This window comes from Myxococcales bacterium, assembly GCA_016720545.1.
In the GTDB taxonomy this organism is placed as follows: Bacteria; Myxococcota_A; Polyangia; order Polyangiales; family Polyangiaceae; genus JAAFHV01.
In genome coordinates this window covers 288317-306690 of sequence record JADKKK010000035.1, presented here as the reverse complement: position 1 = coordinate 306690, position 18374 = coordinate 288317, and the positions used below count along the sequence as shown (strand labels likewise).

Sequence of the window (18374 nt, the reverse complement as noted above, 5' to 3'; positions counted from 1 at the left end):
GAGGGAGAGCGCTCGTCACCGATCGAGCGGCACGACCACGAGCGGCTTCACTGTCTGCCGTGCGCGGCGCGGATCGCCGGGGGCGAGCGGAGCTATCGCGGTCCCCACCGCCGTGAACTCGACCACCGGGGCCATCGAGCCCGCGACCACGGCGTTGCGGGCGGGGCCTCCCATGAGCTGCGGGCGGTGCGCGTTCTCGCTCACGGTCATTCCCACGATGCCCGTCGGCGCGTCGGGGTGGCCGGCGGGCCACCACGAGAAGAGATCGTACTGGAGCCTCGCCATCGCGGTCTCGCGTGCGTCGAAGAACGCGCGTGTGTATTCGGCGACTTCGCAGTTGTAGCCCTGATAGCGGACCATCTCTTGGAGGTTCAGCTGGTAGACGCAGGTGCCGCTCGCGACGGTGACGGGCCTGAAGCCCGCCTGGAGGAGCGCCACGAAGTCTTGCCCCGACAGATCGCTCGTGAACGGCGCGCCGCTCGCGAGACGGAGGCTGGGCGCGCCTCGGAGCGCCTCGGGGCCGTGCTCGCGGTCGAAGCCGACGGCCGTCCCCACGGCGATGAACTTCACGACCTGGTGGTTGCCTCGCCAGAGGTGGTGCTCCACGTCGAGGCGCACGCCCACGACCCCCTCGGCCATCACCTGCGCCGCCTGCATCCGCATTCGTTCGATCGCCAGCGTACGCGCCGCGCGCACCGCCTCGGAGAGCGCGACGACCTCTTGGGTCTCGACGGGCCTCACGAGCGGCGCGTTGCCGAAGAGCGCGCCCCAGAGATCGATCTGCGCGCCGCTCGAGCTCGTGTCGGCCTCGTAGACGCTCGCCCCGACCACGAGGCCATGCGGGAGAAAGCCCATGCGCGAGAGCGTGAGAAACTCGGTCACCGAGAGATCGCTCAGCGCGGGAACGGGGCGGGCCGACGTGGTCACTTCTCTCGACCCCCGAGGTGCTGCGCGCCGCGCCGATCGTTGGCGACGTGGACGAGCTTGGTCTGGAGCCTCCGATCGGCGCCGGGCATCGGGACCACCGCGGTGCCGATGACGAACAGCTCGATCATCTCGCCGGAGGTCAGCGCCGCGTTGCCGATGTTCACGTAGGTGCGCTGCCACGCGTGGGCGTTCTCGCTCACGGTGACGTCGACGACGCCCGTCGCGCCGAGCGCCTCGGCCTCCCACTGGAGCCGCTCGATGGCGAGCTCGCGCGCGTCGTAGAGGCCGTGCGTGTAGCCCGAGAGCTCACAGCTCTTCGCGCGGGTGAAGAAGCCCCCGGTCGGGGGCTTGAGCAGCCACGGAGGCACGTAATACACGCAGTTGCCCATCACGAAGCCGACGGGGCGGTAGCCCGATCGCACGAGCATCCAGAGCTCTTGCCCGGAGAGCGCCGACTGAAAGGGCTTGCCCAACTTGTTCTTGAAGCTCTCGGGCCCACGGTGCTTGACCGCCGTGCCAATGGCCATGAACTCGACCACGTTCTGTCCGAGCGCGTACGTCGGCTCCTTCGGCGGGAGCGACCACGGCGCCGGCTGGGCGGGCCAGCCCATGCGCTGGCACCACTGCGTCCACTGCGCCCACGCCACCTGTTGCCACCTGGAGAACCAATCGTAGCCGAGGTTGGTCACCCGGCGTGGATAGCCCTGCTCGTGCGCCCACGCCTGCCACTGCCGGTATTGCTTCCAAGCGATACGCTGGGGATCACCGTCGAGATTGACCACGAGGCGCACGCCGATGATGCCGTCCCCGCCTAGCTCCTCGGCCTCTTGTTCCATGCGCGCCATCGCGAGCTCGCGCGCGTGGTAGAGCGCCCGCGTCATGTCGTAGACCTCGCAGCCGGGGGCGCCCTTCTCGAGCTGGGGAACGGTGGGCACCACTTGGTAGATCGACGTGCCCATCACGAGGCCGAGGCAGTCGAAGCCGGCCTCCTTCACGAGCAAGAACTCGTTGACCGACAGATCGCAAGTGAAGAGCTTCTTCGCCCTCATCTCGGCGAGGCGCTCGTGGGCGTGCGGCGGGAGCGTCGGCGCCTCGGGTGCGGGTGGCGCGGCGGGCGCGGGCCGCGGAGCGTGCGGCGCCTGCGGCGGGGGATGTCGGCGAGTCGACACGGCTCAGCGCCCCTCGGAGGCTTCGATGGCCGCTTCTTCGGCGTTCTCGGCCTCGATGCGGATCTCCTCGGCGTCGTCGCCGCCCTCGATGATCTCCCCCTGGCGCCGCCCGAGGGGGGTCAAGGTCAGCGTCAGCGGCGGCACCTCGACCCGCGCTCGCCAGCGCGCGCCCGGGATGCGTCGCACCCCGGTGCAGAGCCAGCTCAGGTCGACGTCGAGATCGTTGCGTTCGCAGTCGTTCGCGCCACAGGGCACCTCCTTCACCTTGAGGGTGATGTCGCTGCCCACCACGAACTCGCACTCGAACGCCGCCGCCTGGCGCTGGATCTTGGTCGCGGCGATGGCCCTCGCCGCCTCGATCGCCTGCGTCGCCTCGAGGATCTCCCCGTGGAACTGCCCGGCGGGCGTGACGTGCCACACGTGGTAGCGGCAGAACTCGAAGAGAAAGCAGCACGGCTCGTAGCCGTCCTTCGCGAGGGCCCAGAGCTCCTGCCCGGACAGATCGGTGATCACCGGCTGGCCAGGCGGGTGGGTGATCCAGGGCGCGCGGACGGCCGTGCCTACGACCGTGAACTCGAGCACCTCGCCGCCATCGTCGCCGCCCTTGCCGCGCCGGCCCATCGTGATCATGCGCTCGCTCAGGCGCACGCCGATCACCGCGTCGGCGCGCACGAAGGCGGCCTCCTGGTAGAGCCTCGCGATGGCCCGCCGCCGCGCCTCGCGGTGCGCGTCGCTGATGACGGTGATCTCGCCGGTCGCGCCCTTGTAGTCGGCGATCTGGCCCACGAAATAGATGCTGCTCCCCATGACCTGCGAGATGGGCTCGCACTGCACGTCCCGCGTGAGCACGAACTCGCTCACCGACAAATCGCTCGTGAAGAGCCGGCGGTGCGGGCCGGCCTCGGCCATCAGGCGCTCCTGGGCGCGGAGCGGAATGCCGCCTTGCGCGACGTGGTGGAAGCTCGCGGCCAAGTCGATGCGTGGGCGCGGGTGCATCAGCCGTTCACCGAGAGGACGAGCTGAGGCTTTTCGATCTCGTGATCGGCTCGAATAGGCACGACCGCGGTGCCGATGGCGCTGAACTCGAGCACGTTCACTCCCCACGTGTGGTTGCTCTCGTCCACCGTCACGCCGACGATCCCCTCGGCGCCTAGGTCCTCGGCCTCGGCCTGCATGCGCTCCATCGCGAGCTCACGGGCGTCGTAGAAGGCCTGCGTGGGGCCGACGAGCTCCATGTTCTGCGGCGGCGCGTAGGCATAGCCCTGCGGCGCGCCGCCCCAGCCCCGGGGCTGCCCGGCCCACTGGGCCTCTGGCGCGACGTAATAGACGCAGTTCCCCATGACCATGCCCACGGGGCGGTACCCCGCGTGGAGCAAGGTCCAGAAGTCTTGTCCCGACAGGTCCGACTGGAAAGGCTTGCCGTTGTTCGCGCGCCAGGTCCCCTCGCCGGAAACGCTCTTCACCGCCGTGCCGAGCGCGAGAAACTCGATGACGTTCGAGCCCCACGCGTGGATGGTGAGCGTGAGACGGACAGCCACGATGCCGTCCGCGCCGAGCGCGTCGGCCTCCTCCTCCATGCGCACCATCGCGAGCTCGCGGGCCTGGTAGAGCGCCTGCGTGAGCGTGGTCAGCTCTTCGCTCACGCCCGGGCGCACGGGGTGGAACCCCACGTGGAAGATGCTGCTGCCCATGACGAGGCCGAGGGGCTGGAAGCCCACCTCCTTGACGAGCAAGAACTCGTTCACTGAGAGATCGCTCGTGAAGAAGCGATGCTGCCGCATGCTCGCCAGTCGCTCGCGCGCGTGCTGCGGGAGCTCGTGGTTGTACTGTGCATGCTGATTGCGAGTCGCCTGGTTCGCAGGGGACGGCATCCCGAGGCGCGGATCGGCGGGCGGCTTTTGCATGGCCCGTCGAAGCTATCGTGGTCTTCGACCGATTGACCAGCGCGGAAGAGCGCGCGGCTACGGGCGCCCCTGCTCGTCGCCGCCGGTGAGCTGCGCGAGCACCCACGCGGCGCGCGCGTTGGAGCTTGCCTGTCTCGCGAGGGCCCGCGTCAGCAGGTCGACCCACTGATCGAGGGGAATCACCTTCGACTTGAGGGCGATGCCGCGCACGACCTTCTTGTGCTGGGCGACGAGGCCCGCGCCCTCGCGGCGGAGGCCGAAGCCCTCGGGATCGAGGGTCACGTCGATGGCCTGGACGTAGGCGCCGTGCGCCTGGACGCGCGTGACCTCGGGGTAGCCTGCGTGCAGCGTGCTCGCGAGCTTCGCGAGGAACGCGTCGATGTTGCCGAGGTCGAGGCGCATGCTCGCGGCGAGCTGGTGGCCTTCGACGGCGACGACAACCTGGGTCTTGCAGAAGCCGCACACGTACGTTCGACCGTCGCCTTGCGGGGTAGTGGGGGCTCCGCAGTTCGTACACGGAACGTGGGCGGCCGACATCGCTCGACCGTACCGCCCGCGGATCCTTGCGCGCAAGCCTCGCGTGGTCGACGATGGTGCCATGTCCCGCAGGAAGGCCGCGAAGCGCTCGGCAGTCGGAGTCCGCCCCGGCGGCGCGAGCTTTGAGGCGTACGGCGAGCGGTTCGATCGCAGCCCGTACGAGCTCCCTACGATGGACCTCGGCGAGGCCATCGCGCTCGCCACTGCGCTCCTCGAGGCGAAGTCGCGACCGACCCCCGCGCTCGCCGAGGAGACCTCACGTCTCGCCGCGGCCCGCGATCGCGCGCGCGCTATGCAAGCGCGGCAAGCGCGGCAAGCGCGGCAAGCGAGCCAGGCGGCGAACGACCTCGACGCCAGGCCGTTCGATGTCGCGATGGACCGCGCGTGGGCGACCTTCGTGCGCCGCATCGAGGACGTGTCCGCGCTGCCCGCCGCGCGTTATCCCGAGGCCGTGGAGGCGGCGAGGGTGCTCGCGCTCGTCGGCGATCTCTCTATCTTGAAGCTGAACTACCTGGCCGAGTTCGCGCAGATCGGCGCGCGCCTCGACGGGCTCAAGCGCGAGGGTTGGCTCGACGCCGCGCGGCGCTTCGCGGGCCCGCAGTTCCTCGACGAGGTGCTCCGCTGCCACGCCGCGTACGGCGAGGCGCTCGGCGTGGGCGACCGCCTGGGCGCCGAGGAGGCCGCGCCCGATCGGGGCCTCGCGCGCCTCGAGCTCGTCGAGACCATCGCCGAATACGCAGTCCAGGTGCTCTCGCTCGCGCGGGCCGGCCGACCGTCCACCTGGAAGGCCGTGCAGGGAGCGCTCGCGCCGATCGCCGAGGTCCACGAGCGCGCGCGTCAGGAGAGCCGCGCGATGCGCGCGGAGCGCGAGCCGCCGGCCCACCCGGTCTGACGGGGCTCGAAGGAGCCATCGAGCTCGTTGTTGACGGGTGCGGCCCTGGACGGAGTCATGATCGCCTCGCTCGCTCATCCGGAGGCTTGCACTCGAGAAGGGCGGATATCGCGCGCCACCCCGTGCCGCGACGCCACGCGTACCTGGCCCCCGCGTCGGGCTGGGCGACGTGCGAGCCCTCGCTCGAATCATCCCGCGAGCAGCTCGGCGAGGGTCCGCGCCGCGCCGGACTCCGCCGCGGGCCCGAGGAGCGCGAGGACGCGCTGGCGGCCGGCGGCGTCGAGCCCTCCGCCCGAGGTCGCGACGAGGCGCCGCGCCGCGAAGGCGCCCACGCTGCGCGTGAAGCCGCCCGCCGAGCCATCTTTGTCGGGGGCCACCGGGACGGCGTCGCCGCCGCGGCTCATGGCCTGGACGGCGCGCGCGAGGATGTGCTCGCCGAGGAGATCGAGCGCGACGCCGAGCCCCTGCCACTGGCGCCCCTCCGCGAGGCGCCGGGTCGCGGCGCCGAGGGCCTCGTCGGCCGACGTGGTGGGCCTGCGGGCGATCGCCCAGCGAGCGTGCGGCCGCCGCGCGAGCCCACGAGCCCGAGCGTGCCCGGCATCCACTGAAAGGCGGGCTCTTTGCGATCGAGGGTCGCGAGATCGGTGAGCGGCGTGCGCTCGAAGAACGTGCTCAGGGTGCCGAGGAACGCGGTGCCCGACACCACGCCGCCGCTGGCCGGAAGCTCGACGAGCCCGCGCGGCAGGCGGGTCTCCTCCACGCGCCGGAGCTCCGGCCACGCCTTGAGGCGGGCGGGCGGCTCGGTGCCGAGGAACGTCTGCTTGCCAGTCCACCACGCGAGGGTCACGTCGGTGCGGCTCACCTCGAGCACGCGCGAGAAGAGCGTGTGGCGCGAGAGGCTCTCGCCCACGCTCCGGGGGTTCGGGATGCGGGCGAGGGTGGCGTCGAGCACGGCGAGGAGCTTGCCGGGCGAGCTGCGGCGAAGCACCGCGTCGAAGCCCGGGTGGGTCGATTGGACAAGATCGTTGAGCACTGCGGCGAGCGCCCACTCGTGGGCCGAAATGGCCTCGAGGCGGTCGATGGGGGCGAGGCTCCGCGCCACACGCGCGCGTGCGAGCTGCACGTGGCTCCCGAGGTCGGGGTCGGCGAAGGGGCGGTCGCCTTCCATGGCGAGCGCGGTGGCCCCACCGATCGGCTTGTGCAGGGTCATCGGGCCGCCGAGCACGAGCGGCGCCAAGAACTGAGCGAAGAGGACGTCTTGGACCGTGCCTGGGTTCGCCTTCGCCACGCTTCAGCCCCCCGAGGTCGCGTCGGGCGGCGCGGCGACCCCGCTCATGGGGAAGGCGCCGAGCGGCTCGAGCCGCAGGTCGACCGTGCGCTCCGCGAGGGCGCGCTCGATCGACTCGGCGACGATGGGCTCCCAGGGCTTGCTCTCGAGCAGCACGGTCTCGAGCGGCACGAACGCAGACTCCTCGACGCTCATCGCGCGCGCGAGCGAGTCGATGAAGAGCACCTGCGACGCCGGCGCGCCGAGGGCCCGGCAGAGCACCTCGGGCGCCACGGCGGGCGTCACGTCGTACCCCGCGGGCAGGAACAGGCTCGCATGAAACTCGTAGAAGAAGGTGCCGATCGGGATCGCCTCGATGCCCATCGACGCGCGCAAGAACGCGCCGCGCGGCGTGAGCGCGATGCGGGTCCGCGTGATGGTGTCGTGTGGCAGGGCGTACGCGAGACGCCGCAACAGCGAGACCTGCTCCGGCGGCACCCACGAGGCCGTCACGTTCTTCCAGGGCGAGGGCGAGGGCACTACCCGCAGCGGCACGCGGACCGCGTCGGGCTTCATCGTGCCCGTCGCGGCGAGGGCCTCGGGGCGCCCGTCGTGGCGCAGCTCGACCCGCGCGAACGCGCGCAAATCTCCCATTTGTGGCGTGCGATCGAGCATCCACGGGTCGTCGCCGCGCCCCCGCAGCAGCACGAGCCCGTTCGGGTCGAAGACGGGGCACGCGCGCAACGCGACGGGGTGGCGGTACCCTTGCTCGACGGCGACGCCCGGCCCGGCCGGCAGGAAGGTCGTGATGCCCGGCGTGAGCCGCATCAGGCTCAGCATGCGCTTCGGCAGCTCGGGGAGGCGCACGATGGTGCGGCGCACGGGCCCCTCGTCGAAGGCGCTCTCTGGGGGCCACTCGCCCACGGCGACCTCGCCCTCCACCCGTGAGCGAACGAAGTAGTGGATGAGGGCCGGCCCGAGCCCTGCCTCGGCCACGAGGATGCGTGGCCCCGTGTCCTCGTTGGTGCTGGGATCGACGTGCGGCATGAGCCTCAAGAGCAGCGCCCTAAGGTCAACCTTCTTGTCTATCTCGTAGACCTGGGTGAACTTGTCGTGGTAGAGGCAGAGCGGCAGGTCGGTGGTGAGGAGCTGTGTCGCGTCGTAGCCGAAGGGGGCGCCGGCGTCGCGGTACTGCACGAAGTGCCGGCTCGTCCCGGTGAAGGCGAACCCGCCGACGAGGCGCGCGGTCTCCGCGATGCGGTCCATCCGATCGCTGGACTCGGCGGCGAACGAGAGGGTGATCTCCCGCGTGCCGAGCTTCGAGCGCACGAGCTCGATCTCCATGCTCGGCATCAGGTCCTCGAGCGAGTGCTCGCGCGTGTACACGCTGAGCCACGCGACGAGGCGATCGATCGAGGGGAGGAGCACGAGCCCCTTCGCGCCGAGCGCGACGCCTTTGCCCTCGAGGCCGAGGCCAGGGGTGCGGAGGCGGGTCTGGTGGAGAGCGATGCGTTCGAGCATGCGTGCGAGAGAGTACGCCAACCGGGACGGGGCCGTCACTCTCGCCGGGACCGACACCGTGCGAATCAAGCTCTCCGCGGCGCCGCTCGCCACCGCCGCGAAGAGCGTGCGCTACGCCCACACCGGCGTGGCCGGCGCGCCCGCCGGGGCGACCACGGGCGCCCGAGGTAACCTCCGGGACTCGGACTCCACGCGCTCACGCCACGGCAACAGGCTCGAGAACTGGGCCGTGCACTTCTCCATGCCCGTCCCGTAGGCGGGATACATCAACCGCGGGCTGGAGGTTGACGGCGCCCACATCGCCCTCTCGTGGGCTCACGAGAACGAGCGCTTCAGCGAGCCTCGCCGGCGCCTTGAGCAGGGGCGAGCGAGGCACCGCCGGCGCCGGCAGCTGCCCGGCTTTACCCTCCTCGCGAGTCGCGCAGTCGGCTGCACGTACGCCCGCGCTGCCTCAGTCGTTCGCCATCCACGACACGAGGCTGTCGATGGCGCGCGCCTGCGCATCCCCCACGTACGTATGGCCCACGTTGCCGAGCGAACGAAACTGCGCGGGATACCCTGCTTGCTCGAGCTGCCTCGCGCTCTCGTTCAGATAGGAGTGGGACGCGTCATAGAGCCCTGCCGCGAAGCCGACCTTCGTCACCCCCGCCTTTTCGAGCGCGTCCTTACTTGGGCGAACGTTGGCCCCAACGAACAAGATCGCGCGGATCTTGTTCGGATAGGCCGTCGCGAGCTGCGCCGCGAGGTAGGCTCCTTGCGAGAACCCAAGAAGCACCACGGGCGCGCGCGGATCCACTTCAGGCTCCTGGGCTACTTGAGCGAGCGCGCGCTGGACCACCGCCCATTGCTCGGAGAGCGAGCCGCCCCACGAGTAGCGCTGCCCTTCTCTGACGTTCGCGTGCGGACACACGAGCCAGCCGTACGTGGGGACGCTGTGGGCGAACTCGGCGCACCCGCGCTCGGGCCCTCCCGCGATTCCGTGGAGGTACACGAAGACGGGCTGCTTTCCGCCGCGGTTCTCCGGGGCAAAGGCCAACACCGTTCCTCGCGGGATCCGGGCGGGCGCTGCGACAACCGACGAGGTCTCTGCCGCGGCGGTGCGTGGGGCCGTCACGCCGCCCGCGACCAGCCCGAAGAGCACGACGAACCACACGGCCGCGGACGCACCAAGTCGCGCGCGCACGTTCGGGAACGAACCCATGGTGCAACCTCCAGAAAAGCCTGCGAGCAGCCGCCACGCACGCCCAACGTGCAGGTCACCGCCGTTTCAGCCAGGAAGTCGCGGGAGCCTTGGAGGGTGTGACATCGGGGGGACGGATTTCGTTCGCCTCACCGGAAGTCGACCATGGAGGGCGTGACCACGAGGTCTTGCTTCATTCGGCGCCGCCTGTCGCGCCTACTAACCGGAGGGGGTTCACGACGGACTCCTGGTCGAGCGCCCTCCGCCGCCCTGAAGGTGCTACGAGGCGTCGTCTCACCTTAGGGCCGACAGACGATGACCACCCCATGCGACCGGCCGCCCGCGCCCGCTCCGCCGCCCATCGACTACGAGGCGTTCGCGCGCGACCTCGACGCCCTGCGCAGGGAGCTCGACGCGAGCCTCGGCGTCGAGCACTTCGAGCACCTCCGCAAGCTGGAGCGATGGGGACACGCCTGCTCGACGGCCGGCTACGCCACGGCCTGGCTCTTCCCGAACCCGATCTCCATGGCGCTCATCTCCACGGGCTCGATGGCCCGCTGGGCGATCTTGGCCCACCACGTCGGGCACAGGAGCATGGATCGCGTGTCGGGTGTCCCCGAACGCTACACGTCGCGTGGCTTCGCGAAGGGGAGGCGGCGGCTCGTCGACTGGTTCGACTGGATGCACCCCGACGCCTGGAACCACGAGCACAACGTGCTGCACCACTACCACACGGGTGAAGTGGCCGATCCGGACCTCGTCGAGGAGAACGCCGCGCCGCTCCGCGACGCGAAGATCCCGCTCGCGCTGAAGTACCTGGCGGTCGGCTTCTACGCGCTCACGTGGAAGGTCACCTACTACGCGCCCAACACGTTTCAGATCCTGGAGCGCGCGAAGGCTCGGAGGGCCCGGCGCGAGTCGGGCGTGACCCGCGACGCCCGCGGCCCCGAGCCCTACCTCGAGGTGTTCGATCCCCGCACGCCGGTCGGGCGCGGTTTCTGGTCGAGCTGCCTCTTGCCCTACGGTCTCGGCCGGTTCGTGGTGATCCCCGCGCTGTTCCTCCCGCTCGGGCCGCTGGCCGCGCTCTCGGTATGGGTGAACTCCGTCGGCGCGGAGGCGCTCACCAACCTTCATACGTTCGCCATCATCGTGCCCAATCACGCGGGCGACGATCTGTACCGCTTCGAGGGAGTCACCCGGGACCGCGCGGAGCTCTACGTGCGCCAGGTCGCGGGCAGCGCGAACTACGAGACCGGCGGAGATCTCCGCGATTTCATGCACGGGTTCCTCAACTACCAGATCGAGCACCATCTCTTTCCCGACCTGCCGCCCCTCGCGTACCAGCGCGCGCAGCCCCGGGTGAAGGAGCTCTGCGCCAAGCACGGCGTCCCCTACGTGCAGGGATCGGTGTGGTCGCGAGTGAAGAAGCTCGCCGACATCCTGGTGGGAAAGACCTCGATGAGGTGGGGGGATGGGCTGTCACGGCGCGCGCGCGCCAAGGCTTAGGCCGCCGCGCCTCGGCCTACGCCCGACGGTGCGACGCGCGCGGTGAGCGACGGCGCGTTCATGGCGACACCTCGCCTTCGGCTCGGGGCCGCCATAGACCTTCGTTCGCCCCTCCGGGGCTCGCTTTCAGGTTCGGGCGCCGGACGCCTCGGCGCGGTCGTGTCAGCTCCCCCTAGCCCTTCGGGCGCCGGCTCGGACGCCGGTGCGGACGACGAGGGGCACGGACAGCTTGCGGATCTTCTTGGCGGACTTCATGCGCATTCCGCGCGGGCGATCGATCGCAACTGCGAGACAGGGCGCGCGCACCGACGGAATCGCGGCTTGTCACGCAGCCTCAAAAGTGGGGGAGCGCAAGCTCGAGCTGCTGTCGAGAGAACGTGCCGCGCTCGTCGATCGAGTAGTCGTCCTTCTCGATCTGGAAGGTGCGAGTGGCCGTGACGTCGGCCCTGCCCGAGATGCGGAACCCGACGAACGGCTGGCTGAAGGTCTCCCGCGCGAGCGCGAGCGCCATGTCGAGCGGCACCGTCACCGGCACGCGGATCTGGGTCGTGCGGTCGGCGGGGAGCCAGAGGCCCCCGTCGGGCGCGCGGTAGTCGAGCGGCAGCGTGTAGCGGTCGGCGAAGGTGACCGTCCCGCGCACGGCGCGGATCGCCACGTCGTAGGAGTTCGGGTTGTGGACGTCGACGACGGTGACGAGCACCACCGCGATGCTCGGTGGGAACCCGAGAGACATGCCGCTTATCTCAGCGTGGTTCAGGTGCATCGTGGGCTGTCGCGCGCAGCCGGTCGCGGTGAGCGCGGCGAGCGCGGCGAGCGTCGCGAGCGCGGAGCGGAGAGACCAGGAGCGAATAAGGGAAGGCACGCCCTCATCTTAGCGCTCCGGTGCGCTCGCGGTGGGCGTGAATGTGTGGCCCGCGGTCCGCGCTGGCCTTCGTGTCCGCCGCGGCTTCGCGCGCCAGCTCCGCGCGTGGTAGGGCACTCGGCCATGCGCTTCGTGCGAACCAGCGGCAACCTCAACGGCAGCGGGCTCCCTCGTCCCCCGACGTCGCGCACAGCGCGCGGCGGGCATGCATGACCCGCCCGTGGATCACGGCCGCGGCGGAGCGCACCCCTGACGGGCTCCTCGAGCTGAAGCAGCGTGAGCGCGACTTCCTCATCACGCTCGGCGGTCGGGTGGTGATGACGAGCGCCGCCCATAGGTCGGAGGACGCGCTCGCGGTGCTCGCCTGCGCCGGGCTGGGTGAGCGCGCCGGCGCGCGGGTCTTCGTGAGCGGCCTCGGGATGGGCTACACGCTGCGCGCGGCGCTCGACGCGCTCCGGCCCGACGCGCGCGTGGTCGTGGCCGAGCTGAACCCGATCGTCGCTCGATGGTGCGCGGGGCCGCTCGCCGGCCTCACGGGCGGCGCCGCGAGCGATCCGCGGGTGACCCTCGAGCTGGTGGACGCGGTGGCGCGTCTCGGCCGCCCCTCGGCTCGCGGCGAGTTCGACGCCATCGTCCTCGACCTTTACGAGGGCCCGCCCACCGCGGTCGCCCCGGGCCACCCTCTGTACGGCCGCGCTGCGACCGTCGCGTTCCGCGCGGCGCTACGCCCGGGCGGCGTGCTCGCCGTGTGGGGCGAGGCGCGCTCTCCGGGCTTCGAGCGCTGGCTCGAGGCGGCTGGATTTCGACACGAGCTCGAGCGCGCCGGCCGCGGCGCCCGCCAGCACACCATCTACCTTGCCCGCCCGGCGCCCGTCGTGCGCGCGGCGCCGCCTGTCCCGCCCGGCCTCGTTCGAAAGCCCGCCCAAAAACGCCGCGGGCGGGTCTGACGGGAGTTTGTCAACGGGCCGCCAGAATGCCCTTGCACGTTCCTCGCGGCGAGATAAGGTGTCGCCCGTCACGGACACGGTCGGTCTCTCGCCTCTCGTCATTTCTCGGGACCAGCGCAGACAGCTTCGATACGGCGCGACACCTCGGTCGCCGATGTTTCGGCCCGAGTCAACAACCCCCCCGGATCCGGGGGTTTTTTTGAAGAAGCGAGAATCTGATGGGCAATCGTCTCTACGTCGGCAACCTTTCGTTCAACGCGACCGCGGACTCCGTTCGCGCGGCCTTCTCCAGCTTCGGCGAGGTGACTGACGCCCACGTCGTGTCCGATCGCGAGACCGGCCGCTCGCGCGGCTTCGCCTTCGTGACCATGTCGACCGCGCAAGAGGCCGCCAAGGCGATCGCCGAGATGAACGGCGCTCTCCTCGACGGGCGTCCCCTCCGCGTCAACGAGGCCGAGGAGCGCCAGAGCCGCGGCGGTGGCGGCGGCGGCGGCGGCTTCGGCGGCGGCGGCGGCGGCGGTGGTCGTCGCGGCGGCGGCGGCGGCGGCGGCGGCGGCGGTGGCCGCGGCGGCGACCGCTGGTAAGACGCGGCCTCCTCTCCAGGAGGCGGCGTGAGAGACCCCCGTCGCTCGCATGCGAGCCGCGGGGGTCCGCTCTTTTGTGCTCCTTCTGTGCTCTCAGCGCGGCGTTGCGCGAGCGTCACGCATCAGGCCTCGCCGCGCTCCCCGGCCTCTCCCGCCACGCATCACGCTCCTGCCGGCGCTCAGCTAGCCAAGCCCAGAGCAGCAGACCGAGCCGCGCGGCCACGACCCCGGGCAGCACCATCACGACCAGGAACCGGAGCACGACGAGCGCGACCACGAAGACGAGGAGCGCGGGGCTGACCGCGCCGCCGCCGGCGAGCAGGGCGTTGGCGACCTTTTCGGCCGCCGCCACGTGCGCCATCCCTACGTAGAGGGTGATGAGGGCCAACGTCGCGGCGAGCTCCAGCTTTCGAGTCGCCTTCACGGGAGCTCCCCCTCGCGGCTCGCGGTGACGACCGCCGCAGCCTCGGTCGCAGGCGCGCTCGCGGGAGCGGGCGCGGTCAACATCGCCAGCAAGATCCCGTCGCCGATGGGGCCTCCGGTGGCGTAGGTGCGCGTGCCGCCGCTGTCGACCGGCACGCCGAACAGGTGGGTGAGCGCGTACAGCCCACGGAACGCGTCGGCGTCGCCGAAGGCCCGCGCCGGCCCGAGCGCGAAGCCGCTCGACGACACCCCGAGCCCGAAGAGCACCGGCCCCGAGTCGATGTCGTTGTTCCCCTCGTGCCCGGCGGCGTGCTCGCGCATCGCGCCGAACCCGAGGTGTTCAGTGTAAAGTGCACTCTTTCCGGACTCGTAAAGCGAGCGCGCGAGGACCGGGTCGGCGAACGACAGGAAGTACGAAGCGAGGAACGTGCCCGAGCCTCGCCCGGGCCCGAGCGGCGCCCCCGCGGTGGTCGTGATCTGGATCAGCAGCCCGTCGCTCCGCTGCCGGGCGAGGCGGTTCACGCGGGTGGCGAACGCTTGGATGACCCGCGCGTGGCTCTTGCCGGTGGCGCGCTGGTGGAGGCCGAGCGAGCCCACGGCGCTCGCGTTGTCGATGGGGAAGGTCTGGCCGGGGAAGGTCTCGACGAAGCCCGAGGTCGCGAGCAGCCTCCGCTCGAGCGCCGCGCTCACGTGGTCGTTCAGCTCCGCGTAGGGGTTGTTCGGGTCGAGCAGGCGCCGGAGCCCGAGCGTCAGGTTCAGGTAGCCGAGGAACGCGATGTGGCCCTGATCGCTCGCGAGGGTCTGCAGGGGATCGGCTCCCCACGCAGACCTGTCGTAGAAGCGCGACTCGTCCTTCAGCATGCCCGCGATGCAGCGGTCGAGATCGGCCGTGAGCTCGACGGTCCGCGCGGGCGTCGAGGAGCGCGAGAGCGCGAGCTGCCCGAAGCCCATGCCCGCCATCATGTAGGTGCCGAAGAGCCACTCGCTGTCGAAGTGCTTCGACCCCGTGCGAAACGGATGCTTCACGAGGTCGTCTTGGGTGGTCTGTCGGAGCCCGCGCGCGAGCCGCTCTTCGAGCGCCGGATCCCCGTCCAACCACGCGCCCGCCTCCGCGCCCGCGATGCGATGAGGCACCGTGGCCGTGGCCAGCGCGCCGAGGGCCAGCGCGAGACCGAGCTTATTGAAGAACGTCGCCATGCCATCATTGTGCGTCCCCGCGGCGCGGAGCGCGCGCGCCCCGGCCATCGCCCCGGACCGCTCACACCCGAGAATCGACCGCGCGTCCCGCCCGAGTGCGCTTGTCTCGCGCGGCCGGCCTTGCGACAGTGCGCCATGACGTCCGACCTGCCGTTCGATCCGAATGCCCCGGCCGCCCTCGACTCCGGTCTGTTCGGGCTGCCGCACACCCGTGACCAGGCGGCCCTCCTGGTCGTTCCGGTGCCCTGGGAGGCGACGACCTCGTACGGCGGCGGCACCTCGCTCGGCCCGGCGGCGATCCTCGAGGCGAGCAAGCAGGTCGACCTGTACGACCTCGACGTCGAGCGCCCGTACGCGCCCGGCATCTGCCTCCTCCCGGCCGCTCCCGAGCTCGCCGCGTGGAACGAAGAGGGCAAGGCCGAGGCGTGCGCCATCATCGAGGCCGGCGGCGAGACCCACGGCGATCCCGCGCTGGTGGCGGCCCTCGCGCGCGTCAACGAGCTGTCGCGGAAGGTGAACGAGGCGGTGTTCGTAGAGAGCTGCCGCGTCCTCGACGAGGGCAAACTGCTCGCGGTGCTCGGCGGCGATCACTCGGTGCCGCTCGGGGCGCTGCGCGCCGTGGCGCGCACCGAGCGGTCGTTCGGCGTGCTGCACTTCGACGCGCACTCGGACACGCGCGACGCGTACGAGGGGTTCCTGTACTCGCACGCCTCGATCATGCGCAACGCGCTGGACGAGGTCCCAGAGCTCACACGGCTCGTGCAGGTCGGCATTCGCGACGTGTGCGAAGCCGAGATCGACTACGTCGCCGCGCAGGGCGAGCGCGTGGTGGTCTTCACCGATCGCGAGCTGTCGCGCCGCCGGCTCCGCGGCGAGGCGTTCGCGAGCGTGGCCGCGTCGATCGTGGCCGCGCTGCCGGCGCGCGTGTGGGTGTCCTTCGACATCGACGGGCTCGACCCGCGATTCTGCCCAAACACGGGCACGCCCGTGCCCGGGGGCCTCGACCTCGCGGAGGCCGTGTTCTTGCTGTCGGAGGTCGTGCGTTCCGGCCGCGTGCTCCTCGGCTTCGACCTGAACGAGGTGGCGCCTGGCCCCGAGGGGGAGTGGGACGCGAACGTGGGGGCGCGGCTACTCTACAAGCTCGCCGGGTTCCTCTTCGCCAGCCGAGGCATGGCGAAGCTCTGCGGTTGACCGCGCCGACGCCGCGGTGCGCGGTGCGATAGCCCACGAACGCGCGCGGCGCGCGGGGTAGACTCCTGCCGATGTCGCCCGAGAACCCGCTGCTCACGGTCACCACGAACATCCCCTTCGACGCGGTGCTGCCCGAGCACATCGCCCCGGCGGTCGCCACGCTGCGCGCGTCCGCGCAGGAGGCACTCGACGCGATCCCGCGGGCGCACGCCGAGGGGCGCCTCACCTACGACGCCACGCTCGGCGCGCTCGACGCGGCCACCTCCGGGCTCGATTTTGCGCTCGGCGTCGCCGCGCACCTCGAGTCGACCGCGAGCACGCCGGCGCTGCGGGACGCGTACGCCGCCGTGCAGGAAGAGGTGGCCGTGTTCTACAGCGGCATCGCGCTCTCGGCGCCGCTCTACGGGGCGCTGGCCGCGTACGCCGCGACCGACGAAGGGCGCGCGCTCACTGGGGGGCGGCGTCGCCTCCTCGACAAGACCCTGCTCGACTTCGTGAAGAACGGCGTGAACCTGGACGCCGCGGGGAAGAAGCGGCTCGCCGAGCTCGACGTGGAGCTCGCGCAGATGACGCTGCTCTATTCGCAGAACACGGTCGACGCGACCAACGCGTTCTCTCACCATGTCGCCGACCGCGAGGCGCTCGGCGGCGTCCCGGAAGGGACCGTGGCCGCCGCCGCCGAGGCGGCCAAGCAGCGCGGGCTCGAGGGGTACCTGCTCACCCTTCACGCGCCGCTCTACGTGCCCATCATGACGTACGCGGACGACCGCGCGCTTCGCGAGCGGCTCTACCGGGCCAACGTGACCCGCGCCACGACCGCGCCCGGCGACAACCTCGAGCTCGCGCTCACGATCCTGCGGCTGCGCGAGGAGAAGGCCAAGCTGCTCGGCTTCCCCAACTTCGCCGAGCTCGTGCTCTCCGACCGCATGGCCAAGACCGGCGAGAAAGCGCAGGCGTTCGTCGACGATCTGCGCGCGCGGATCGCGCCGGCGTTCGCGCGCGAGAACGCCGAGCTCGACGCCTTCGTGCGGGAGATCGCCGGCGAGGCCGCGCTGCCGCTCGCCCCGTGGGACGTGGCCTACTTCGCCGAGAAGCTCCGCCGCAAGCGCTACGAGGTCGACGACGAGGCGCTCCGCCCCTATTTCCCGCTCGACCGCGTGTCGGAGGGGCTGTTCCGCATCGCGGAGGAGCTCTACGGCGTGCGCGTCGTGCCCTGGACGGCCGACGAGCCGGACGGCCCGCCCCGGCCGTGGAACGACGACGTGCTCTCGTACGTCGTGCGCGATCACGATGGGACGCGCGAGACGCGACTAGGTGCGTTCTACATGGATCTGTTCCCGCGGGCCGACAAGCGCGACGGGGCCTGGATGGGCGGCATGCTCGACCGGCTCCCCGGCACGCCCCACGAGCGCGAGAACGTCGCCGTGATCGTGGGCAACATGACCCCGCCCGCGCCCGGCGCGCGCACCGCGCTGCTCACGCACCGCGAGGTCGAGACCCTCTTTCACGAGTTCGGTCACCTGCTCCACCACGTGCTCTCGGCGGTGCGCGAGCGCGCGCTCGCGGGCACGAGGGTGCTCTCCGACTTCGTCGAGCTCCCTTCCATGCTCACCGAGAACTTCGCGTGGGAGAAGGAGGGGCTCGACCTCTTCGCCCGGCACGTCGAGTCGGGGGCGGGCCTCCCCGAGGACATGCGCTTGCGCATGAAGGCGGCGCGCACGTTCCGCGCGGCCAACATGCTCCTGCGGCAGCTCGGCTTCTCCACGGTCGATCTGCTCCTGCACCGCACGCCGGCCGTCACGTCGAAGGCCGAGCTGCTCCGCCTCGCGCGGGAGGCGTTTCAGCCCTTCTCGCCCGCGGCCCTCCCGGACGACTACGCGATGATCGCGTCGTTCGCGCACCTCTTCGGGAGCCCGTACGGCTACGCCGCCGGCTACTACTCGTACCAGTGGGCCGAGGTGCTCGACGCCGACGCGTTCACGCCCTTCAAAGACGCGGGCGTGCTCTCCCGCGAGGTGGGCGCGGCCTTCCGCGCGAAGGTGCTCGCGCGCGGCGACGAGGCGCCGCCCGAGGAGCTGTACCGCGACTTCTTGGGGCGCGATCCCACGGTCGATGCGCTCGTCGCGCGTATGGGGCTGAGCGGCGCCGCGCCCCCGGCGGCCTGAGCGCTGCGGTCCCAGCGGAAGATTGCAGCCCGTTGAAAACAATAGGTTTTTGGGAACTTCTCGCCCCCGCGGGACTCTGGACCTCGCCGCACGAGCGCGGCG

General features: G+C 71.2%; 18 protein-coding genes and 1 pseudogene. 7 read left to right on the top strand and 12 right to left on the bottom strand.

The window, feature by feature from the left end:
• Window positions 1-15: 15 nt before the first annotated feature.
• The 5 genes from IPQ09_29885 to IPQ09_29865 all read right to left on the bottom strand — a co-directional run bounded on the left by IPQ09_29885 (window position 16) and on the right by IPQ09_29865 (window position 4537).
• Entirely contained in the window at window positions 16-927 is a 912-nt protein-coding gene (locus IPQ09_29885) for a heavy metal-binding domain-containing protein (protein MBL0198358.1), read from the bottom strand.
• A complete protein-coding gene (locus IPQ09_29880) occupies window positions 924-2096 on the bottom strand; it encodes a heavy metal-binding domain-containing protein (protein ID MBL0198357.1) in 1173 nt (390 codons plus the stop codon). Before IPQ09_29880 ends, IPQ09_29885 begins: the two co-directional genes overlap by 4 nt.
• Before the next feature lie 3 nt (window positions 2097-2099).
• On the bottom strand, window positions 2100-3092 hold the full coding sequence (locus tag IPQ09_29875) for a heavy metal-binding domain-containing protein (GenBank protein MBL0198356.1): 993 nt from the start codon (window positions 3090-3092) through the stop codon (window positions 2100-2102).
• A complete protein-coding gene (locus IPQ09_29870; protein ID MBL0198355.1) occupies window positions 3092-3877 on the bottom strand; it encodes a YbjQ family protein in 786 nt (261 codons plus the stop codon). Before IPQ09_29870 ends, IPQ09_29875 begins: the two co-directional genes overlap by 1 nt.
• A gap of 180 nt (window positions 3878-4057) precedes the next feature.
• On the bottom strand, window positions 4058-4537 hold the full coding sequence (locus IPQ09_29865; protein ID MBL0198354.1) for a hypothetical protein: 480 nt from the start codon (window positions 4535-4537) through the stop codon (window positions 4058-4060).
• A 61-nt stretch (window positions 4538-4598) separates the two neighbouring features.
• Between IPQ09_29865 and IPQ09_29860 the strand changes: the two genes are divergently transcribed.
• On the top strand, window positions 4599-5429 hold the full coding sequence (locus IPQ09_29860; GenBank protein MBL0198353.1) for a hypothetical protein: 831 nt from the start codon (window positions 4599-4601) through the stop codon (window positions 5427-5429).
• Between the two features lie 188 nt (window positions 5430-5617).
• Here IPQ09_29860 and IPQ09_29855 read toward each other — a convergent pair whose 3' ends face one another.
• From IPQ09_29855 to IPQ09_29845, 3 genes are read right to left on the bottom strand one after another with little or no spacing between them, the layout of a single operon-like run.
• A complete protein-coding gene (locus IPQ09_29855; GenBank protein MBL0198352.1) occupies window positions 5618-5833 on the bottom strand; it encodes a hypothetical protein in 216 nt (71 codons plus the stop codon).
• Window positions 5830-6717 carry a hypothetical protein gene (locus IPQ09_29850; protein MBL0198351.1) on the bottom strand — a complete coding sequence of 296 codons (888 nt, stop codon included), beginning with the start codon at window positions 6715-6717 and terminating at the stop codon, window positions 5830-5832. Before IPQ09_29850 ends, IPQ09_29855 begins: the two co-directional genes overlap by 4 nt.
• A gap of 3 nt (window positions 6718-6720) precedes the next feature.
• Complete coding sequence (locus tag IPQ09_29845; GenBank protein ID MBL0198350.1) at window positions 6721-8217, bottom strand: hypothetical protein; 1497 nt, start codon at window positions 8215-8217, stop codon at window positions 6721-6723.
• On the opposite strand from IPQ09_29845, the gene IPQ09_29840 reads away from it, so the two are divergent.
• The gene (locus IPQ09_29840) at window positions 8216-8473 is read left to right on the top strand and encodes a hypothetical protein (GenBank protein MBL0198349.1); all 258 of its coding nucleotides are present in this window, start codon (window positions 8216-8218) and stop codon (window positions 8471-8473) included. The two genes, IPQ09_29845 and IPQ09_29840, sit on opposite strands and share 2 nt — an antisense overlap.
• A 195-nt stretch (window positions 8474-8668) precedes the next feature.
• On the opposite strand, the gene IPQ09_29835 is transcribed toward IPQ09_29840, so the two are convergent.
• Window positions 8669-9418: a hypothetical protein gene (locus IPQ09_29835; GenBank protein MBL0198348.1), complete on the bottom strand. Its 750-nt coding sequence runs from the start codon at window positions 9416-9418 to the stop codon at window positions 8669-8671.
• A 294-nt stretch (window positions 9419-9712) separates the two neighbouring features.
• Here IPQ09_29835 and IPQ09_29830 point away from each other — a divergent pair, with 294 nt between their 5' ends.
• Window positions 9713-10903 (top strand): fatty acid desaturase, encoded by a 1191-nt coding sequence (locus tag IPQ09_29830; protein MBL0198347.1) that lies wholly within the window; start codon window positions 9713-9715, stop codon window positions 10901-10903.
• A 334-nt stretch (window positions 10904-11237) separates the two neighbouring features.
• Here the strand turns inward: IPQ09_29830 and IPQ09_29825 are convergent, their stop codons facing one another.
• Window positions 11238-11765, bottom strand: coding sequence for an LEA type 2 family protein (locus IPQ09_29825; GenBank protein ID MBL0198346.1), 528 nt, complete (start codon window positions 11763-11765; stop codon window positions 11238-11240).
• Between the two features lie 209 nt (window positions 11766-11974).
• On the opposite strand from IPQ09_29825, the pseudogene IPQ09_29820 reads away from it, so the two are divergent.
• Window positions 11975-12628: pseudogene (locus tag IPQ09_29820) on the top strand (spermidine synthase).
• 302 nt (window positions 12629-12930) lie between these two features.
• A complete protein-coding gene (locus IPQ09_29815) occupies window positions 12931-13296 on the top strand; it encodes an RNA-binding protein (GenBank protein MBL0198345.1) in 366 nt (121 codons plus the stop codon).
• Window positions 13297-13411: 115 nt separating this feature from the next.
• Here the strand turns inward: IPQ09_29815 and IPQ09_29810 are convergent, their stop codons facing one another.
• On the bottom strand, window positions 13412-13720 hold the full coding sequence (locus IPQ09_29810; GenBank protein ID MBL0198344.1) for a hypothetical protein: 309 nt from the start codon (window positions 13718-13720) through the stop codon (window positions 13412-13414).
• Entirely contained in the window at window positions 13717-14916 is a 1200-nt protein-coding gene (locus tag IPQ09_29805; protein MBL0198343.1) for a hypothetical protein, read from the bottom strand. The genes IPQ09_29810 and IPQ09_29805 overlap by 4 nt, the downstream gene beginning before the upstream one ends.
• 135 nt (window positions 14917-15051) lie before the next feature.
• Between IPQ09_29805 and IPQ09_29800 the strand changes: the two genes are divergently transcribed.
• Window positions 15052-16107 (top strand): agmatinase family protein, encoded by a 1056-nt coding sequence (locus IPQ09_29800; GenBank protein ID MBL0198342.1) that lies wholly within the window; start codon window positions 15052-15054, stop codon window positions 16105-16107.
• 65 nt (window positions 16108-16172) lie between these two features.
• Window positions 16173-18272: a M3 family metallopeptidase gene (locus IPQ09_29795; GenBank protein ID MBL0198341.1), complete on the top strand. Its 2100-nt coding sequence runs from the start codon at window positions 16173-16175 to the stop codon at window positions 18270-18272.
• Window positions 18273-18374: the final 102 nt, after the last annotated feature.